We start from the raw sequence: 19,105 nt of genomic DNA, 5'->3' as shown, positions 1-19,105 counted from the left end.
ATGATGTAAATGAATTGTATAGTCACCTAAAGCTAGAATTCAAAATAATTAATTGGAAAGTGGTTCCAAGAAAGTTATATAAGAAAAGCTATCTTGAATTCAAGGTAATTTAAGCATAAGCCCTTTAATCTAATTTGTCTACATTTCTGCTTTGCTGGCTAAATGAGTCGTTTTGTGATTGCGTGATACCTAGAATGTTTCCTTTTCAGACTACGAGGGAAAATAGAATAGTAAGTAAGGAGGAATCAGAAATGGGGAAAATGATATATGTTGTGCGCCATTGCTCAGCCGAAGGGCAGGAACCGGAGGCGGATTTGACTGCAGAAGGTATATTACAGGCGGGGCAGCTTGCGGACTTCTTCGATGAAATTGAAGTGGATCGGATTATTACGAGCCCATTTAAGCGTGCACGTGAAACAGCCAAGCCTCTAATGGAAAAGAAAGGTTTGTACGTCGAGGTGGATAGCAGACTGAAGGAGAGGGTGTTGAGTTCGACTGCGTTTAGGGATTGGTTGATAAAACTCGAGGATACCTTTTTGGACCTTCATCTAAAATATGATAATGGGGAATCTTCAAGAGAGGCCATGTCGCGGATATGCGATGTAATTGATGAACTAGGTGAGGATTCAAAAACGGTGCTCGTAACGCACGGGAATTTGATGGCATTGTTGTTAAGGTGCCATGATGAACACTTTGGTTTTGAAAAGTGGCAAGCACTAACCAATCCAGATGTCTACGTCGTGCACGTAAATGATGAAGCCACAACCGTGGAACGACTTTGGAGTAACAAAAGCNAAGTACGTGACAAGACTGCGGAGCGGCGCACTATGCCGCATAGCGGGCTTGGCATGTGACCTCGAGCGTCTGGCGACCGGAGACTAGATGAAACAAAAGCGGAGGTCGCCTGCAAGACGCGACAAGTACGTGACAAGACTGCGGAGCGGCGCACTATGCCGCATAGCGGGCTTGGCATGTGACCTCGAGCGTCTGGCGACCGGAGACTAGATGAAACAAAAGCGGAGGTCGCCTGCAAGACGCGACAAGTACGTGACAAGACTGCGAAGCGGAGCACTATGCCCTGTCTAGCAATGAAAAAACAGGCCGATGAAGTCTTGGCCTGTTTGGTAGTTTGATATATTAACCCATTACAAGATTAGTGACAATAACGAGTGCGATAATAACGAGTGCCCCCAAAAAACTGATCCACATGGATTGATCGGGATTATTCGGTCTGCTATCTGCTCTATGCATACTAATGCGCCTTCTTTCGATAGTATATTTTAATTATACGCCTCCTGGTCTATTAAAGGAGTAAATAAGCTCTAAAATAATATACTTGTCAGTCTTCTTAGAACAGGTATGGTACACTAAATACAAAGCTAAATAGTTCAACAACCACTGGGGGAGCCTTTTTTAAGGCTGAGACGTGCATGGATGCGCGGACCCTTGGAACCTGATCCGGATTATACCGGCGTAGGAAAGTGGGTAAGCCTTTTAGCACCATTTAAATGGCCAGCCGCTTCCTAACGTCATCGGAAAGCGGCTTTTTAATATATATAAAAGGATGGCGAATTGAATGGTACAAGTGGCATTGACGATTGCGGGATCGGATAGTGGTGGCGGTGCGGGTATTCAAGCAGACTTGAAGACGTTTCAGGAATTGGGTGTTTTCGGTACGTCAGCACTGACAGCAGTTACCGCGCAAAACACTTTTGGTGTTTCGGCGATTCAACCAATTGAATTGAACATCATTGAAGCGCAAATAAAGGCGGTAATGGAAGACTTCGAAGTCACAGCCATTAAGACGGGAATGTTATTTTCTTCAGAAATTATTCATACAGTGGCAGATGCTCTTCGTTTGAATAGAATTCCGCTGGTTATCGACCCGGTGATGATTGCAAAAGGCGGTGCTTCATTATTAAAAGATGAAGCGGTTATTGCATTAAAAACCGTTCTGGTACCACTTGCGGCCATTGTCACGCCGAATATCCCGGAAGCGGAAGTAATTGCGGGAATGAAGATAAAGACTAATGTAGATATGGAAGAAGCGGCGAAACGTATACTGGCTTTGGGTGCTGGAGCGGTCCTTATTAAAGGGGGTCATCGTAAAGAAGCGTTATTTGCGGAAGATTTGTTCATGGGAGCGGGTGGAGAACGATTTTCGGTCCGTACACCATGGATAAATACGAAAGATACGCACGGAACGGGGTGCACCTACTCTGCCGCACTGACAGCTTTTCTCGCAAATGGGGAACCCGCTGCGAAGGCGGTGGTTTCTGCGAAATGTTTCATTCACGCGGCTATTGAAGATGGACTAGGAATTGGTGGAGGTCACGGCCCTACGAATCACTGGGCGTATGGGCGACGTGAAAAAAAGATACTTGAAGGGGTTGTAGTGAATGGATAAGCGGACTGTAAATCTCTATTTCATCATGGGAACTACGAATTTGGCAGGACTCGACCCATTGTTCGTATTGGAAGAGGCGCTAAAAGGTGGTATCACATGTTTTCAGTTACGTGAAAAGGGGCATGGTGCTTTACAGGGTGAAAAACTGAAGTCTTTTGCTATCTCGTGTAAGCAATTGTGCGGACAATATAATGTGCCGTTCATCGTCAATGATGATTTGGATTTGGCAATTGAGATAGATGCGGATGGTGTCCATCTTGGACAGGAAGATGGAGATATTATTGCGGTACGCAAGAGGGTCGGAGAAGACATGCTCATCGGTGTTTCTACCCATAATGTGGAGGAGGCGTTAGCCGCATCTGATGCGGGTGCAAATTACATTGGCCTTGGTCCCGTTTATGAAACGAAGTCGAAAAGTGATGCACAACCTACCATTGGGATTGAAATGATAAGTGAAGTAGCAGCTCTTTTGCCCGGGTTACCTATCGTTGGTATCGGCGGTATTACAGAACGTAAGGCGGGTGCAGTTATTAAGGCAGGAGCGTCCGGTGTAGCGGTGATTTCTGCGATCTCGGGAGAAGAAAATCCTGCGGAAGCGGCAAGTCGAGTGAAAGGGGCAGTGCTTCTTTCATTAACTGGCATCGAAATGTGATGTTTAACCATGCGTAAAATACACCACACTTCTGAATAGGACGGAGGCGTGTTTATGAAAAAGAAAGCATTTGAGATACAATCCGTGTTGCATAAGCCAGATTTGATTTATTTCACATGGAATGATGTAGGTGGGACCTATAATGTCTATAAAGACGGATGCCATTTATATGAAGGAACCGTGCCTGAATTTAGCGACGGTGATTTCAAACATGGCAAACTATATAATTATTCCATTGAACGAGTCGAAGATGGAAATGTTGTCGACGTTATTGTATTGCAAACGCCTGCTTTTGCTGAAGAGAAGGAACTAGAAAATCCACTCCAATTCCTTATTATGACAACCATCGTTGCAAAAACGCAAATTGCGCTGTCTTGGGAAAGAATTAAAGATGTAGACGAATATGACGTTTACCGAAATGGAACATACATGGCGACGGTAAAAGGAAATCGCTACATCGACCGGGATTTTTCGTTGGATGAAGTTTATGTATATTCCATCGAGTCCAAGCGACCACTCGTGAAATCGGAAGAACGGTTTAATGTCTTTCAGTCCGTTGTTTCCTCTACATTCGGGTTAGTGAATCCGAAGTCGTCGAAGGAAGAAGCGGCGGTTGAAAGGTTTTCAGTAGTAAAAGTAATAGGCGAGGCGAACAAGCTGCTACTCCCCGTCCAAGATCGAGTGCAGTTACCAAACGCGGATAAGTGGCATTTTAGATATACGACTTTTCTGGAAGACGAATGGGTGATGAATCCAAACCTGTTATCACGGAATCGGTATTTCAAGGGGGATGACAGAGGGTTTGACCCAAATGGGGAAAGCTATCGTACCCGTGTGGACATCGACCTCGAGTACAATCTCAAGGACTCTCCGCTAACGTTCACGAGGGATGTGGGTCCTTCGGTTGCTTATTCTGTTTTGAAGCGCTTTCGAGAACAGGAAACAGCGTCAAGCGAAGGGATTTCATTGGAGCGTACAGACCACAAGAAAGGCGAGTCCGGATTCCATCTTACCCATGCTGTAGGCAATCCTTTAACGACAGCTCCTGATATCGATTATGAAGTACGTGCCGTTATGCGGCGGGATGGTATGTATGACTTGTGTGGCTATCACGATCAGGCACCCAATCATGAAATCTATATGATTCGCGGTGAAGGAGAAACGTGGGAACCGATTCATCAGTCCGAGAGTAAAGGTCTTGCTTGGATGTCGGGTGTAACAGCATGGCAATACTGGCGAATATCTAATTTTGAATAGTAAACACTGAACTCTTTCCGCTTGTTAAGATAGGAAGAGTTCAGTGTTTATTTGTTAACTATTGACGTAATCTTTCAGGAACCGAAACTAAGGTCGAAATGCAAAAATAAACTTAACGATGTAGGACTATTGTGATATATTAGATTATGAAATTGTCAAAGAGGGGGAATTAGTATGAAGAAGTTTGGGATTATCACTTTGATGTTATCTATTATCCTAGTTATTGCAGCATGCGGAACGGATAAAGAGGAAAGCACAGGGGGCAACTCGGATTCTGGGGACAGTAAAGAAGTTTATAAAGTTGGAATAGATACAACATATCCACCATTTGAATTCGAAGTGGACGGAGAATATACAGGAATCGATATCGACATTATTACAGCAATCGCAAAAAATCAAGGATTTGAAATTGAATTCGATGCAATGGATTTTGGCGGAATTATTCCGGCAATGCAAGCAGACCAACTTGATATCGCAATCGCTGGAATGAGTATTACTGACGAGCGTAAAGAGGTAGTAGATTTCTCTGATGCTTACTTTGAAGCAGGTCTTACACTCGTTGTTGCTGAAAAAACAACAGATATTAAGGGACTTGAAGATATGAAAGGTAAAACAATCGCAGCGAAGAACGGAACAACTGGTGCTAAATTTGCAGGGGAAAACGAAAGCGAATATGGCTACAAACTCGTTCTATTCGATGATAGTCCCTCTATGTTCCAAGAAGTTCAAAACGGCAATGCAGATGCATTGATTGAAGACTATCCAGTAATTGCTTATGCAATTTCACAAAACAGTCTTGGCTTACAAACTGTCGGCGAACGTTTGAATGGGGACCAATATGGAATTGCTGTCCTTAAAGGAGAACAAGCAGATGTTCTTAAGAAAATTAACGAAGGACTGCAAGACCTTCGTGACAGCGGCGAATATGACAAAATTCTAGACAAGTATCTTGGGGAATAAAAAATAGACTTTTAAAGTATAGCGTGTTCCTTGCGCTATATTTTTTTTCTTAAAGGAGATGACTAAATGGAGACGATAATTGCTGCATTGCCATATTTAATTGAAGGACTGAAAGTTACCGTTTACATCTTTTTCTTTTCAATTATCATTGGATTTTTGATTGGATTGGTAACAGCTTTAATGCGACTGACGCCTATTAAGCCATTAAACTGGATTTCGAAGGCATTTGTGGACATAATCCGTGGTACACCATTTATTGTTCAATTGTTCTTTATTTACTTTGGATTAAATTCACTTGAATTTATTTCGTTGGACAGAACGGTTGCTGGTATTTTGACTGTCGCATTGAATGCCGGTGCCTACTTCTCTGAAATTATTCGCGCGGGCATTCAGTCGATCGACAAAGGGCAGACGGAAGCAGCAAGGTCTCTCGGTCTCACACAAACGCAAACGATGCGTTCTGTTGTGTTACCGCAAGCTTTCAGAAGAATGTTGCCGACAATTACGAACCAGTCTATTATTAGTTTCAAAGATACTTCACTTCTGTCCATTATAGGAATTGCGGATATTGTACAGAAAGGGAAAGTACAGGCAAGTGCTACGTTTATGCACTTTGAAATCTGGCTGACAGTTGGTATCATATACTTCATCATCATCTATCTGTTGTCGCTGCTTGCCAGCTTCTTCGAAAGGAGGTTTGTACTTAGATGACTATTATCCAAGTAACAAACTTAAAGAAATCATTCGGTGACCTTGAAGTACTTAAAGATATCAATGTTGAGATAAAGGAACGTGAAGTGGTCTGTGTTATCGGTCCTTCTGGTTCCGGAAAAAGTACATTTTTACGCTGTTTGAATCGTCTGGAAGACATCACTGCGGGTCGTGTTGTCATTGATGGATTAGATATCACAGATTCGAAGCAAGATATCAATAAAATACGTGAAAACGTCGGTATGGTATTCCAGCAATTTAACTTGTTCCCTCATATGACAACGCTTCAAAATATCATGCTTGCCCCCATGAAACTGGGTAAAGGTGATAAGAAATCGATTGAAAAGAAAGCATTAGAGTTATTGGCGAAAGTTGGTCTGTCCGATAAGGCGCAGACGTATCCAGGCGAGCTTTCAGGTGGTCAAAAACAACGTGTGGCAATTGCTAGGGCGCTTGCAATGGATCCCAAAATCATGCTGTTCGATGAACCAACGTCTGCGCTCGATCCTGAAGTGGTTGGCGACGTACTCGCAGTTATGAAACAACTTGCTTTGGAAGGTATGACGATGATTGTTGTAACGCATGAGATGGGCTTTGCGCGTGAAGTAGGAGATCGTGTCATTTTCATGGACGGCGGTTATATCGTAGAAGAAAATATACCTGAAGAAATTTTCGGAAACCCTCAAGAAGTAAGGACGCAAGCATTTTTGAGTAAGGTACTGTAAGAATTCAGCTGAATAGAAAACAAGTGGACGGGAAAGCTTAATAGGCTTTCCTGTTTTTTTATGCTTGAAAATCAGCGGTGTACATGGTGGAAGGAGTGTTGGATTTTGAAGCATATCTATAAGCCTGGGGAAGATTCATCTAAACCAGTCCTGCTTTTGTTGCACGGCACGGGAGGTACGGAACAGAATTTACTCGGACTTGCAGAGTCGATCGACCCGAATGCAGGGGTACTTGGCGTTCGAGGGAATGTCCTTGAAAACGGCATGCCCCGTTTCTTCCGTAGGTTAGCAGAAGGTGTATTTGATGAGCAAGATTTAATCTACCGTACGAATGAATTGCATGATTTTATTGACAAAGCTGCAAAGGAAAATGGTTTTGATAGGTTAAATGTCATCGCAGTTGGTTATTCGAATGGAGCAAACATCGCGGCAAGCCTGCTGTTCCATTATGCCGATTCTTTGAGAGGTGCAATTCTTCACCACCCGATGGTTCCGAGACGGGGCATTAATTTGCCTGACTTAACTGGCATTCCGATATTCATCACCGCCGGAAAAAACGATCCGATTTGTCCTGCAAAAGAATCAGAAGAACTGGATGAACTGTTGGCGGGAGCGGGTGCAGCGACGGAAGTCCATTGGGAGATGAACGACCATTCGCTGACGCACACAGAAGTGGATGCAGCGGTGGAATGGTATAAAAGAGCTTTTATGCAAATGAAATGAGGCTTTTGAAATGGGTTTTTTAGACAGGTTATTCGGAAAACCAACTACAACAACGACAGAGGAGACGGTAACTATGACGAAAACGGCAATCGTATACTATAGCATGGGTGGTACGAACTACCAATTGGCGCAATGGGCAGCAGAAGCAGCAAAAGAAGCAGGATCTGAAGTGAAAGTGATAAAAGCTCCGGAGACAGCACCACAAGCCGTAATCGATTCAAATCCTGGGTGGAAAGCGCATGTTGAAGCGACAAAAGACGTTCCAGTAGCTACGCCAGAAGACCTTGCCTGGGCGGATGCAATTATTTTTAGCGTACCGACACGTTTCGGTAACATGCCGGGTCAAATGAAGAACTTCTTCGATACGACAGGCAGTTTGTGGGCACAAGGCAAGCTTGCCAATAAAGCAGTAAGCGCAATGTCTTCCGCACAAAACCCGCACGGTGGCCAGGAGGCGACAATTCTGTCACTATACACGACGATGTACCACTGGGGAGCAATTGTTGCGGCGCCTGGTTACACGGATGCAGTTGCCTACGGAGCTGGCGGAAACCCATATGGAACAAGCGTAACCGTCGACCAAGACGGGAAAATGGTGGATGGCGAAGCGGCGATCAAAGCGGCAGTTGCTCATCAAGCGAGACGAACGGTGCAAGTTGGAGAAGCAATGAAAAGCATGAACGCATAATACAAAAAGCCGACCTTCGATGAACTACACTCCAAATATTAGGTGGTGTAGTTCATTAATAGGTCGGCTTTTTTGTGTTTGAAAATTCTTTTGTTTTCATCTGGAGGGGTGACCGACCAAATATCAAGAAGCCAAATATCCGGTCGGTATATTCTCGTATTCTAATGTTATTTTCATAAGTAAGTCGTTCGCAAATGACAGGCTAGGTGAATCTTCAAAGAGTCCTCATTGTTGTTTAAGTCCAGTTGCAGTAAATGTTCGATTTTTCGTATGCGTTGGTACAGTGTGTTGATGTGAATATGTAGTTTCTCGGCCGTTTTTGTAGCAGACCGGTTTGATTCGAAATAGGAAAGTAAGGTTTCCTCCAACTCAGTTTTGTGTTCGTTAGCGTTCGTTAGGGGAAGAAAGACTTCATTGACAAATTGTCGGATTTCCTCAGGCGATTGGTTTAAAAAAAGCTTGTTCAATCCGATGTCTTCATAACGAATTATATCCAGGTGGTTACGTGAGGCCAGGTAGACCAGTGTTTTATTGGCTTCCTCGTACATTTTTTTCGTGGCGTGCAAGCCATTATAAATTGCACTGGTGCCTGCACGGAAAGAAGGTTTACCCCTTGTGTCCCACTCTTGTTTGATAGCTTGGAATTTCTGGTGGAAATTAGAAAAATAATCCGGACTGGTTAAGGAAGCAAAGAAGATGACTCGATTTTGTAATCCGTAAATCATTGTTCCTGTCATGGGCAATTCGCTCTTTAATTTTAGAATTAAGTGGTGGATCTTGATTTCTAGTAGCTGTAAATCTGAGTAATTTGGTATTTCAAAAATTGTCATGAACCAATGGGAAGTAGCGTTTAGGTTGAAGTTCTGTGCGAGCGCGTCAAGGTGTTCAGCGTTTTGAGCGTTAAGCAGTGCCAGGAATTGTTCGTGTGTCTTTTTATAAAAGTATTCAGTGGCAGTTTGATTTTTGATTAACTCTAAAGCTAAAATGGAACTTCCCTGTTCGAGCACAATCCGATCCGGTTCGGATATATTCTCGTCAACGTCAATTATGAAACAACCAAGAAAGATGGAACCATTATGAATAGGGTGCAAATAATGGGTTGTTGCAAAAGGGGAATCCTCCTTTAAGTGAATTGGTTTCCTTCTGTTCGAAAAGATTTTTTTAAGTTCGAAAGGATCGTAATTGGGTGTTTCATTAGGATTGTACAAATAGAATTTGTCTTCGATAACGTTGAAAAAGTTGACGGGTGAATCAATCAATAGGTTGAATTCATGGATGATTGCCTCCAGGCCATTATTCTCTAATGAAATAGTCGTTAACGCCTCATGTACTTCGTGTCTTTTCTGAAGTTGGTTGTTATGCTCCTCAAGCTGTGCACTCAGTTGTGTAATTGTATCAATCTGCTGAGTCGCTTCTGAAAAATACTGTGCATTTTGAATAGCGATAGCAGCTTGTTCGGCAAACGCTTGCAATAAAAGAAGGTCATGTTCATCCAACACTTTTTTTCGATGCCATTGGTGGGTGATCATGATTCCAATCCTTTTATTTTCGATAGAAATAGGAACGCAAATAAGGGCTTCAGGAAAGCTTGCAGATGATGTGATATGATCAAAGTTTTTTTGGGAAACACCATGATGATTCATTGCCTCGAATATTTCTTCCTTAGAATTAAATATCCGACCTATTCCATCCTCAAATACTTTCCCTGTAATGGATTCTCCGATTTTCACTTTGAAATTGTAAATATTATCGCTAAATCCGATTAGCGCTTTCGGGATTAACCGCTCTGATTCTTCGTCATACAGCATTAAATAACCCGCACCTGTAGCTGGAATCACCTTAAGCGCATTCCGCATAATCTTTTGCAAAACTTCATCAAGGTCTAAGCTTGAAGTAATAGAACGAATGCTATCGACCAAAATTGTAAGTTCAACGTCCCTAAGCTTCCCATGTAATATAGGATTATCAATCTTGCTTTTAGTCATAGGAGACCCCTCCAAATCGTCAAAGTGTAGATATATCCATAAATATCAATGAAATTATGTGTAAAACTCTATTGTTATCAATCTACTCTCAGTGTATAGTAGTGAACATAAAAAGAAAAGATTAAAGATTCTAAAAAATGAAAGCGCTTTATAAAAGTATCTTTTATATTGCTTTGAAAACCTGGGGTAGTGACTAGAAAAAATGAGGAGGAAAACAGATGGAACAAGTAATGAAAATGGCAAACAGTTTCCCGATTTGGCTGATTGCATCGCTCGTTATTGGGATTGTTATCTTTCAAGCAATTGTCTTCATCAGACTCGCTTCAAAAACAGCGCCTGCTGTTGGGTTGACAAACCAAGAGGTGAAATCAGTAGTGCGGACGGGAGCAATTAGTTCGTTGGGACCGTCCTTTGCAATAGTTATTGTAGCAATTTCCTTGATTACCTTTCTTGGAAATCCGGTGACGCTCATGCGAATTGGAATCGTCGGATCTGCACCGATTGAAACGGTCGGAGCGAGCTTGGGAGCGCAGGCGGCCGGTTCGGAACTGGGTTCGTCGACTTTTACTGAAAAAGCGTTTACAACCGCTGTCTGGGTCATGTGCCTCGGTGGTATGGGCTGGCTATTAGTTACAGCATTGTTCACGAAATCACTGGGCAAGTTTCAAGAAAAAATCGCTAAAAACGGAAAGAATGTTCGATTGCTAAGTGTTGTTTCGACTGCTGCGATGATTGGAGCTTTCGGTTATTTCGGGGCAGGTCAAATGGTGAAAGGAATCAATGAGACAGTGGTATTCATCATTGCGTTTCTAGTCATGCCGATTATCATATGGGCTTCTAATAAGTATAAATTGAGCTGGTTAAGAGAATGGTCTCTCGGATTAGTTATTGTCGTCGGGATATCGGTGGGGCTTTTACTAATGTAACGAGGAAGGCAGGAGAACGAGCATGGCAATTGTGAATGAAGCAAAAACAGAAGTGATGTCGCAAGAGGCTATTGAGGCGAACGGAAGAGGTGGGGCAATCGATTTTGCTACATTTCATGCTAAATCGCATTTTTGGGGACGTTTGACGATTTGGGGCGTTATCGTATTAACGCTCACTTTGCCTTTATACCTATCATTCGGTCTTGATTTTCATCCGGGATGGTCCCCGATTTTGTCAGGGTTCCTTGCCTATGCATCCATTGTTGCGGTTGTGTGGTTTGTTGAACCCATTAGTTATTATCCGGTTTTAGGGGTTTCAGGCACCTACCTTGCATTTCTGACAGGCAACATAGGAAACATGTGCTTGCCGAGCGCGTCGATCGCTCAAAGTGTAGTCGGTGCGGAACCTGGCACGAAAAAAGGGGAAGTGACAGCGACACTTGCTATAGCGGCTGCTTCTATCGTTAATACGGTCGTTCTCGTGTTCGCCATCCTTTTCGGTTCGTATCTAATTGCATTGTTACCGGAATCATTAACCGCCAGTTTCCAGTTTGTCTTGCCGGCGATATTCGGTGGAGTTATTGCTCAATTTGCCATTAAGAAACCGCTATGGGGCATCATTGGGTTGGCTTTTGGACTTCTGGTTAATTTGGGTCCGGTGCCGGCTTCATTGCAAACGTTCCTTTGCATTTTGGGGACGATCGTCGGTTGCATACTACTTGAAAAGTTAAATAGTAAGAAAAATGTAAAATAAATGCGGATGAACAACTTACGTTGGTATGAGACAATACATGTATTGGTTTTATTGAAAAACAAGGAGGAATGACACAAATGAGTCAAAGTGTACAAGAAGGAATTCAAACAAAACGTCAATTATTGGATCTGCTTGATAGTCGTAAAGACGAAATGGTAGCGATTCGCCGCCATTTACATGAGAATCCTGAACTGTCTTTCAAAGAAGAAAAAACTGCACAATATATCGCTGATTTTTATAAAGGAAAAAATGTAGAAGTTCAGACGAATGTTGGCAATGGATATGGGATTATCGTAACCATTAAAGGAGACAAGCTTGGTAAGACAATTGGGCTCCGTGCCGATTTTGACGCACTGCCCATTCATGAAGAGGCTGACGTGCCGTTCAAATCGAAAAATGAGGGTGTCATGCACGCGTGTGGTCACGACGGGCATACTGCCTATATGTTAATTCTTGCAGACTGCCTTATTCAAATGAAATCATCCATTGCCGGTACGATTAAAATTATTCACCAACATGCGGAAGAAACACCGCCGGGTGGAGCGAAGAGTATCGTCGAATCAGGTGTGCTTGACGATTTGGATTTGGTTTTCGGTACGCACCTATTTCCTTCCCATCCCACGGGAACGATCGGTTATCGAAGTGGCTATGCAATGGCGGGAAGAACGTATTTCAAGCTAGTGATTCAAGGAAGTGGGGGTCATGGTTCTTCTCCGCATCAGGCGAATGATCCTATCGTTGCGGGTGCCCATTTCGTAACAGCTATCCAGACCATCGTCAGCAGGCGTTTGAATCCATTTGAAATGGGCGTTGTTACAATCGGTTCGTTTGACGGGAAAGGTTCATTCAATGTCATCAAGGACAGTATTGAACTAGAAGGCGACGTGCGTTATATGAACGGAGAAACGCAGGAATTGATTTCTAAAGAAATTCATCGCATCGTAAGCGGTATTGAACTGGAGTTCGACGTGAAGTGTGACCTGACGTATACGGCTGATTATCCGCCACTCTACAATGATCCGGTGGTAACTGCGGAGGTTGTTTCCATTCTTGAGAATTCGAATGATTCGGATATCAAGGAAGTAGTGGAATTTCCGGTCTTCCCGGGATCGGAAGATTTTTCGTATTACTTGGAAAAAACACCTGGCGTTTTCTTTAATATCGGTTGTAAGCCGAAAGGGGTAGAAAGAGCATTCATGAATCATCATCCGAAGTTTGAAATTGATGAAGATGCCCTTATTGTTTCCGCGAAATCGGTTGCCGAAGTTGTTTGCAACTATTGCAATATCGATTAATGAAATAAAAGCCGACCTGGGATGAACTGCACTACCAATTGTTAGATGATGTCTACCAATTGGGGTGCGGTTCATTAATAGGTTGGCTTTTTGGTGCGTTCATTTTAAAAGCAAGCGCCCTCTTCATTTGAAAACCAAAAAAACACTAACGTGTTATACAAAGTAGTGGACATATAAAAACATGCATGCTAAGGTGTTATACAAGTTAGTGAAAAGGAGAGGAGATAGATGGCTTCATCGAGTCAAATGTTAAAAGGTATATTGGAGGGCTGTCTTCTCGCAATTATAAGTAAAGGGGAGACGTATGGATACGAGATGATTGAAGAGTTGCAGAAGTATGGGTTGACGATGGTGAGTGAAGGGAGTATTTATCCGGTACTTATGAGAATGCAGAAAGATGGGCTTGTATCGACAGTTATGCGTCCCTCTCCTAACGGACCTAAACGTAAATATTACTCACTAACGAAAGCGGGTAGAGCTGATATTGATGATTTCAAAGAACGATGGCATGAGCTTTCAATGGGCGTGAATTTATTAATGGAGGAGGAGGGGGAGCACCATGAAGTTATCAAAGAGAAGTGATGAGTTTGTAAAGAATGTTCGATTATATTTAATAACATCCGGTAAAAATGAGGCTGAGATTGAAGAGGTAGCAGGGGAACTCGAAGATCATCTATCCGAGCTCGAATGTCGCGGAAAGAATGTGGATAGCATTACAGCTGGATCACCGGCTGTGTATATGAAATCGCTTGAAAGAGAAATGACGAATGATTATGCATCTTGGCTGAAGTTCATTCCAATTTTAAGTATTTTAATTATCGCCTATTCGGTAATGGGCTCAGCACTAAATAACAGATTTGAGCTGGATATCATTCAGTTGATTGGCATACCGATTGTTGTTATCCTCTCGCTTATTGTCTACTGGGTACTGTTCAGAAATGTAGCGAAAAAAGAACTGAACGGTAAGAAAAATATAGTTCCCGTGCTCGTAGCAGTAATCGTTGTAAATTCTCTATTCATCGCTGTTGCATTGATAAGTGCGATTCTTTTTGAACCATTATACATTGCTACAATAGGTATGAATAAGTTTTTCGTCGCAGTGTGTCTACTCGTCTTTATTGTCGGGGCGGTCTTTCTGAAATCATGGATTGTCATCATCATTCCGATACTTCTTTTCGGTCCGGAATTTGTCCTCAACTTTACATCTTTAAGTGAGGGGTGGAAGCTTGGAGGTGGATCCCTAATTTCGATGATCCTTATCCTGGTCTTTATCGGGTTACATGCACTGAAGCTTAAACAGAAGGAATCTGCTAATGGGTGAAGAAGATTAAAGTTAATACAAAAAAAGCCAGACCTCACAACAGGTTGGCTTTTTTCATGCGTTCATATCGTTGCCGCTTTCCGTGGCCAGATGAAATACGTAATAGAAATTACAAAGTCAATGCCTAGTACAAGCCCCCATGTATTTAATGTTGCAGACAGGATTTCGGTTCTCGCTGGGTCGCTGATAAAATAAATCATGGCAATCAGGAAAGCACCGCCAATGATATACGCAAGCAGATGCTGCTTTGAACCCTTCATCGAGTGACGGGCATGTTCATAGCCGATTTTACGCTCCGGTTTTGTACCTGTTTTTTGAACATAATAACGAAAGCGTTCATCAGCCCAGCGAATCATGCTTTTGCCGAACGCAATGGATGAACCGAGGTATATGGCCGCTATGGCGTGCACTTGCGTCGCAGTCGCTCCATTATAAAGATCAGTTGCCGTGACCAAAAGTAAAATCAAGTCGATAACAGGCGTTAGGGCCAGCAGGAAAAAACCAAGCTTTTCGCGTTTGAAAATATAGCGAGTGATGAGTCCAAGAGCAATGACGACCCAGAAACCGATTTCACATGCCACAATTGTCCAGGCAATGAAGTTCATAGCAAAAACCCCTTTAATATAGTTTGAATAATTGGTTTTATCATATCACATTGACTCTATGGTTAAGTGAATCTATTTTATGCGCAAAAAAAATGGAAAAGCCAATTAAGCTTTTCCATTTTCCAATCATTTATTTAAGTAAGCCCAGGCATACTGCGCATACAGTTCCGCGCCAGTAGCGAGTGCGTCTTCGTCAATGTCGAAGTTGCCGTGGTGATGTGACCATTCCGTATCTTTCTCGGGATTGCCGGATCCAACAAGTGCAAAACTACCGGGTGCTTTGTCGAGGAAGAATGAGAAATCTTCAGCGCCCATCGTCGGTTTTTCATCAAAAACAACATCCGGACCGAATGCTTTTGCTGCAACCTGCTGGACGAGGTTTGCGCTCGCTTCGTCGTTGACAACCGGCTGTGTGCCACGGATATATTCAACTTCTGCAGTCGCTCCGTACATGTCGGCGACGCTGTTGGCGTATTGTGAAATGCTTTTTTCGATATGATCACGCGTGTCCTGGTTGAACGTGCGAACCGTTCCTTCAATCAATGCATTCTCGGCAATGACATTAAAACGCGTGCCAACTTCCATTTTTCCAACAGTCAAAACGGCGGCTTGTTGCGGATCAATTGTCCGTGAAACCACGGTTTGGACATTCATGACGAACGAAGAAGCAACGAGCGCCGCGTCGATACAGTCTTGAGGGATGGCACCGTGTCCGCCTTTACCTGTGAAATGGACTTTGAAAATATCCGCCGCCGCGAATGTAGGTCCTGGTGGGCAAGAAACCTTATGTGTCGGCAACTGCGACCAAATATGGATACCAAAAACATTGTCGACGCCTTCCATGGCACCTTGGTCGACCATTGCTTTGGCTCCTTGCGCAATTTCTTCTGCGGGTTGGAACAGCAGGCGAACATTACCTGGTAATTCGTCTTTCACTTCGGACAATGCTTTTGCAGCGATTAATAACATCGATGTATGTGCATCATGGCCGCATGCATGCATTTTACCGTCTGTTTTGGAAGCGTAGGGGACATGTGTGTTTAGTTGTTCAACATTGAGCGCATCCATATCACCGCGCAATGCGATTGTTTCGCCCGGAAGCGCGCCTTTAATTTCTGCGATAACACCAGTCGGCTCTGTTTTACGGTAGGAAATACCGAGTTCGTCCAAATAGGCACAGACGAATGCAGTTGTTTTCACTTCTTCAAACGACAGCTCCGGCTCGCTATGCAATTTTCGTCGCAGAGCGGTTAGTTCATCGCTGTAGTTAGTAATAGCTTCTTTTATTTTTTGACTGATCATGATGTAGGTCCCTCCGTTAATCGTTTTACTGCTTCAAAAATAATATTCGTTCCCTCAGCGAGGTGACTCGCATCGGACCATTCTTCCGGGCAATGACTTAGCCCTTCCTTGCTTGGGACGAATACCATCCCGCAAGCTGTGAAGACTGAAAAAACCATGGCATCGTGGCCGGCACCGCTATTAATTGGACAATAAGGGATTTTAAGATCGTCACTGACTTCTTTTAATAACGAACGGATGCTTGTATCAAGCTGTTTTGGTGCGATATAGAGTTGCTGTTCTACTGAAGTGCGAATTCCGTTGCCATCCTGCTGCGCAATCAACTCTTTTACCTTTTGGACAGCATTCAATACATGCGCTTCTTTGCTCGAACGAATATCGATGGAGAAAACTACTTTGTTTGGAATGACATTCGCCCCGTTCGGGAAGACATTCAACTGCCCAGTTGTAATGACGGTGCCTTCTCCTTCGATCTTAGCGAGTTGAGGTAAGGCTGAGATGATATGAGCTGCAGAGACAAGTGCATCAGACCGCCGATCCATTGGTGTAGTGCCAGCATGTCCCGCCTGACCATGTACTGTCACTTCTAATTGAGTGAGACCGACAATTGCTTCAACGACACCAATAGGAATGTTCTTCTCTTCAAGAATAGGGCCTTGTTCGATGTGCAACTCCAGAAAGGCTTTTATTGTTTTCGGGTCCCGCTTTTTTTCATTCGTAGGATTAAGCCCGATGTCGGCCATCGCATTCACTGCCAATACGCCATTTTTGTCGGCCAATGAGTTAAAATCTTCATCTGACAATAAACCCATCATGCCACGTGAACCCATCAGACCGCCGCCAAAACGGGAGCCTTCTTCTTCAACGAGGGCAATGACTTCAAGTGGGTAGGCAGGCTTAAGGTTGTTTTCTTTGAACAATGCAGCAACTTCCAAGCCGACAATAACACCAGCAGCCCCATCATATGCGCCCCCGTTAGGAACGGAGTCGAAATGGGAACCGACAATGACGGAAGGGGCGTCGGGCAATGTGCCTTCCAGTTTGCCAAAGATGTTACCAAAGCCATCTTCACTGACAATGAGGCCGTAATCCATCATTTTCTCTTTAATGTAATTGCGTGCTTGTAAATCTTCTTTGCTATAGGTAAGGCGCGTTACACCTTGACCGGGCGTGGCTGTAAACTTACTTAGAGATTCAATATGTTGTTCAATTCGCTGTTGATTGGCTGTCAAAAAAATCCCTCCAATTTTTACAAGAAGGCGACAAAGAAGCCTGCGAGAATGACCGATACAATTGTGACGCTTATGAATCCGCCGACGAGCATTGGCGGCAGCATATGACTGGTCAGCGCTTCTCTTTCTTTCTCGTCTTCTGTTAATGCGTTAATGACTTCGTTCGTAATGATATAATCCGCGGGGAAACCATACAGGGCAGTCAAAGAAACGGCGAAGGCCATTTCTTTACTGACTTTCAGGATTTTACCAATGATGAATGAGAAAATGTACATGCCGATGACACCGAGCACGATACAGCCGATTAGTGGATAGAGCATTTCAACCAACATGGATGGTGTTGCAGCATTCAAGCCATCGAAAACGAAAAGCATTAGGACAAGTATGCATAATCCAAAGCCATTTGCCTTTTGTAAAATCTGGCGTTCTAAAAAACCGACGCTTGCCCCGATGATTCCGAATAGAAGACAGAGGACATACGGACTGACTGAAACGATTGGCGCCAGCGCAGTGGAAACCAAATATGCAAGTAACCCGACAAATGCGAGTCGGAAGAACTTAAAGTAATCTGTATTGTATTTGGCAGGTAGCTTCTTGAACATTTTAAGCTCTTCTTCAGGTTTCCCAGTTTCTGAACTTCCCGTTTCCGCTACAGCTAATTCACCTTTCCGATACATTCCAAGAAGTTTTTTTCCTTCTTTTTTTAGAACAATTGACGTTAGAGGGTACCCGGCGAAACCTTGCATGACATAAATGACAATCGCGAAAATAGATAATGAAACAAGTCCTGCGTCCGCTGCACCTTCAGACATGATCAATGCGGATACAATACCGCCAACAAGAGGTGGGATAGCGACGATGACTGTTTCAAATCCGAATAGGAATGTTCCAACTCCGAACAGGATTACGACAATCCCTAAAATACCAGAGAGTGAAATTAAAATCGTTTTCCACTGCTGCTTCAGTTGCTGGACAGACAGGAGTGTACCCATATTTGTGATAAGTAAGTAAATCATCATCGAAGCAACAACAGGGGGTACACCTGCTATTGAAACGATATCTTTCGGGAAGAATGTCCAATAACCGATTAAGAAAAGGACGGCAGAAACGAAAACAGATGGAATCCATGCTTTGGTCCGGACAGATATAGCATCCCCGATATATAAAATAGCTACAACAATCGCTAGTGCTAACATTTGTGGCATGGAACTCGCCCCTTTCAGATAATAAGATTTTCACTAATTTTAACATGAAAGAATGTGAAATAAAAGCGTATTTGATATATTGCATATAATATTTTAGGAGAAAGTACGATGAAGACGCTTTCATTGAAATGTTGAATAACAGCCATTTTCACTGGGATATTTTTGGCTTGCTTTCAGTGAATTAATCACGACACTTTAACTGCCTTTCTCCAGATGAGGTGCGAGCTATTCTATCGTCCCGAAAAGCTTCGGTACTTCTTGTACTTATGTTTTTGGATAGCGACGGAAGAACAAACACCATACGATTATCGAAAAAAAGTAGGGATGCGACGAAGTCGCATCCCTACTTATCAAGAT

General features: G+C 43.2%; 19 protein-coding genes and 1 riboswitch. Of the genes, 14 read left to right on the top strand and 5 right to left on the bottom strand.

The window, feature by feature from the left end:
• Window positions 1-194 precede the first annotated feature (194 nt).
• The 9 genes from AC25Y5_RS08915 (at window position 195) to wrbA (ending at window position 8,123) form a co-directional block, all read left to right on the top strand.
• Window positions 195-854 (top strand): histidine phosphatase family protein, encoded by a 660-nt coding sequence (locus AC25Y5_RS08915; RefSeq protein WP_488139960.1) that lies wholly within the window; start codon window positions 195-197, stop codon window positions 852-854.
• A gap of 536 nt (window positions 855-1,390) precedes the next feature.
• Window positions 1,391-1,497: riboswitch (TPP riboswitch) on the top strand.
• Between the two features lie 79 nt (window positions 1,498-1,576).
• Window positions 1,577-2,407 (top strand): bifunctional hydroxymethylpyrimidine kinase/phosphomethylpyrimidine kinase, encoded by an 831-nt coding sequence (gene thiD, locus AC25Y5_RS08910; protein ID WP_488139959.1) that lies wholly within the window; start codon window positions 1,577-1,579, stop codon window positions 2,405-2,407.
• Window positions 2,400-3,059, top strand: a complete 660-nt coding sequence (gene thiE / locus AC25Y5_RS08905) for a thiamine phosphate synthase (protein ID WP_488139958.1) — start codon at window positions 2,400-2,402, stop codon at window positions 3,057-3,059. Before thiD ends, thiE begins: the two co-directional genes overlap by 8 nt.
• A 54-nt stretch (window positions 3,060-3,113) precedes the next feature.
• Window positions 3,114-4,316, top strand: a complete 1,203-nt coding sequence (locus tag AC25Y5_RS08900) for a DUF3238 domain-containing protein (RefSeq protein WP_488139957.1) — start codon at window positions 3,114-3,116, stop codon at window positions 4,314-4,316.
• Window positions 4,317-4,490: 174 nt separating this feature from the next.
• On the top strand, window positions 4,491-5,276 hold the full coding sequence (locus AC25Y5_RS08895) for a transporter substrate-binding domain-containing protein (RefSeq protein WP_488139956.1): 786 nt from the start codon (window positions 4,491-4,493) through the stop codon (window positions 5,274-5,276).
• A gap of 66 nt (window positions 5,277-5,342) precedes the next feature.
• A complete protein-coding gene (locus AC25Y5_RS08890) occupies window positions 5,343-5,987 on the top strand; it encodes an amino acid ABC transporter permease (RefSeq protein WP_482101651.1) in 645 nt (214 codons plus the stop codon).
• Window positions 5,984-6,712, top strand: coding sequence for an amino acid ABC transporter ATP-binding protein (locus AC25Y5_RS08885; protein ID WP_482101650.1), 729 nt, complete (start codon window positions 5,984-5,986; stop codon window positions 6,710-6,712). Before AC25Y5_RS08890 ends, AC25Y5_RS08885 begins: the two co-directional genes overlap by 4 nt.
• Window positions 6,713-6,817: 105 nt before the next feature.
• Entirely contained in the window at window positions 6,818-7,435 is a 618-nt protein-coding gene (locus AC25Y5_RS08880; protein ID WP_488139955.1) for an alpha/beta hydrolase, read from the top strand.
• 10 nt (window positions 7,436-7,445) lie between these two features.
• On the top strand, window positions 7,446-8,123 hold the full coding sequence (wrbA, locus tag AC25Y5_RS08875; RefSeq protein ID WP_488139954.1) for an NAD(P)H:quinone oxidoreductase: 678 nt from the start codon (window positions 7,446-7,448) through the stop codon (window positions 8,121-8,123).
• 173 nt (window positions 8,124-8,296) lie between these two features.
• Here wrbA and AC25Y5_RS08870 read toward each other — a convergent pair whose 3' ends face one another.
• On the bottom strand, window positions 8,297-10,108 hold the full coding sequence (locus AC25Y5_RS08870) for a helix-turn-helix domain-containing protein (RefSeq protein ID WP_488139953.1): 1,812 nt from the start codon (window positions 10,106-10,108) through the stop codon (window positions 8,297-8,299).
• Window positions 10,109-10,326: 218 nt separating this feature from the next.
• Between AC25Y5_RS08870 and AC25Y5_RS08865 the strand changes: the two genes are divergently transcribed.
• From AC25Y5_RS08865 to AC25Y5_RS08845, 5 genes are all read left to right on the top strand, one after another.
• The gene (locus tag AC25Y5_RS08865; protein WP_488139952.1) at window positions 10,327-11,034 is read left to right on the top strand and encodes a DUF5058 family protein; all 708 of its coding nucleotides are present in this window, start codon (window positions 10,327-10,329) and stop codon (window positions 11,032-11,034) included.
• A gap of 22 nt (window positions 11,035-11,056) precedes the next feature.
• On the top strand, window positions 11,057-11,788 hold the full coding sequence (locus AC25Y5_RS08860; protein WP_488139951.1) for a small-conductance mechanosensitive channel: 732 nt from the start codon (window positions 11,057-11,059) through the stop codon (window positions 11,786-11,788).
• Between the two features lie 77 nt (window positions 11,789-11,865).
• On the top strand, window positions 11,866-13,083 hold the full coding sequence (locus tag AC25Y5_RS08855; RefSeq protein WP_488139950.1) for a M20 family metallopeptidase: 1,218 nt from the start codon (window positions 11,866-11,868) through the stop codon (window positions 13,081-13,083).
• Window positions 13,084-13,311: 228 nt separating this feature from the next.
• Window positions 13,312-13,665, top strand: coding sequence for a PadR family transcriptional regulator (locus tag AC25Y5_RS08850; protein ID WP_488139949.1), 354 nt, complete (start codon window positions 13,312-13,314; stop codon window positions 13,663-13,665).
• Window positions 13,643-14,404 (top strand): HAAS domain-containing protein, encoded by a 762-nt coding sequence (locus tag AC25Y5_RS08845; protein WP_488139948.1) that lies wholly within the window; start codon window positions 13,643-13,645, stop codon window positions 14,402-14,404. Before AC25Y5_RS08850 ends, AC25Y5_RS08845 begins: the two co-directional genes overlap by 23 nt.
• Window positions 14,405-14,466: 62 nt before the next feature.
• Here the strand turns inward: AC25Y5_RS08845 and AC25Y5_RS08840 are convergent, their stop codons facing one another.
• The 4 genes from AC25Y5_RS08840 to AC25Y5_RS08825 form a co-directional block, all read right to left on the bottom strand.
• Window positions 14,467-15,009 carry a hypothetical protein gene (locus AC25Y5_RS08840; RefSeq protein WP_488139947.1) on the bottom strand — a complete coding sequence of 181 codons (543 nt, stop codon included), beginning with the start codon at window positions 15,007-15,009 and terminating at the stop codon, window positions 14,467-14,469.
• Between the two features lie 126 nt (window positions 15,010-15,135).
• Entirely contained in the window at window positions 15,136-16,311 is a 1,176-nt protein-coding gene (locus AC25Y5_RS08835) for an amidohydrolase (RefSeq protein WP_488139946.1), read from the bottom strand.
• Window positions 16,308-17,543, bottom strand: coding sequence for an allantoate amidohydrolase (locus AC25Y5_RS08830; RefSeq protein WP_488139945.1), 1,236 nt, complete (start codon window positions 17,541-17,543; stop codon window positions 16,308-16,310). Before AC25Y5_RS08830 ends, AC25Y5_RS08835 begins: the two co-directional genes overlap by 4 nt.
• A gap of 17 nt (window positions 17,544-17,560) precedes the next feature.
• Window positions 17,561-18,748 (bottom strand): hypothetical protein, encoded by a 1,188-nt coding sequence (locus tag AC25Y5_RS08825; RefSeq protein ID WP_488139944.1) that lies wholly within the window; start codon window positions 18,746-18,748, stop codon window positions 17,561-17,563.
• Window positions 18,749-19,105 lie beyond the last annotated feature (357 nt).

The sequence above is a fragment of the Sporosarcina sp. Y1011 genome, assembly GCF_057669885.1.
Note: the sequence above shows the minus strand (reverse complement) of the source record. Positions and strands in the feature narration are given on the sequence as shown.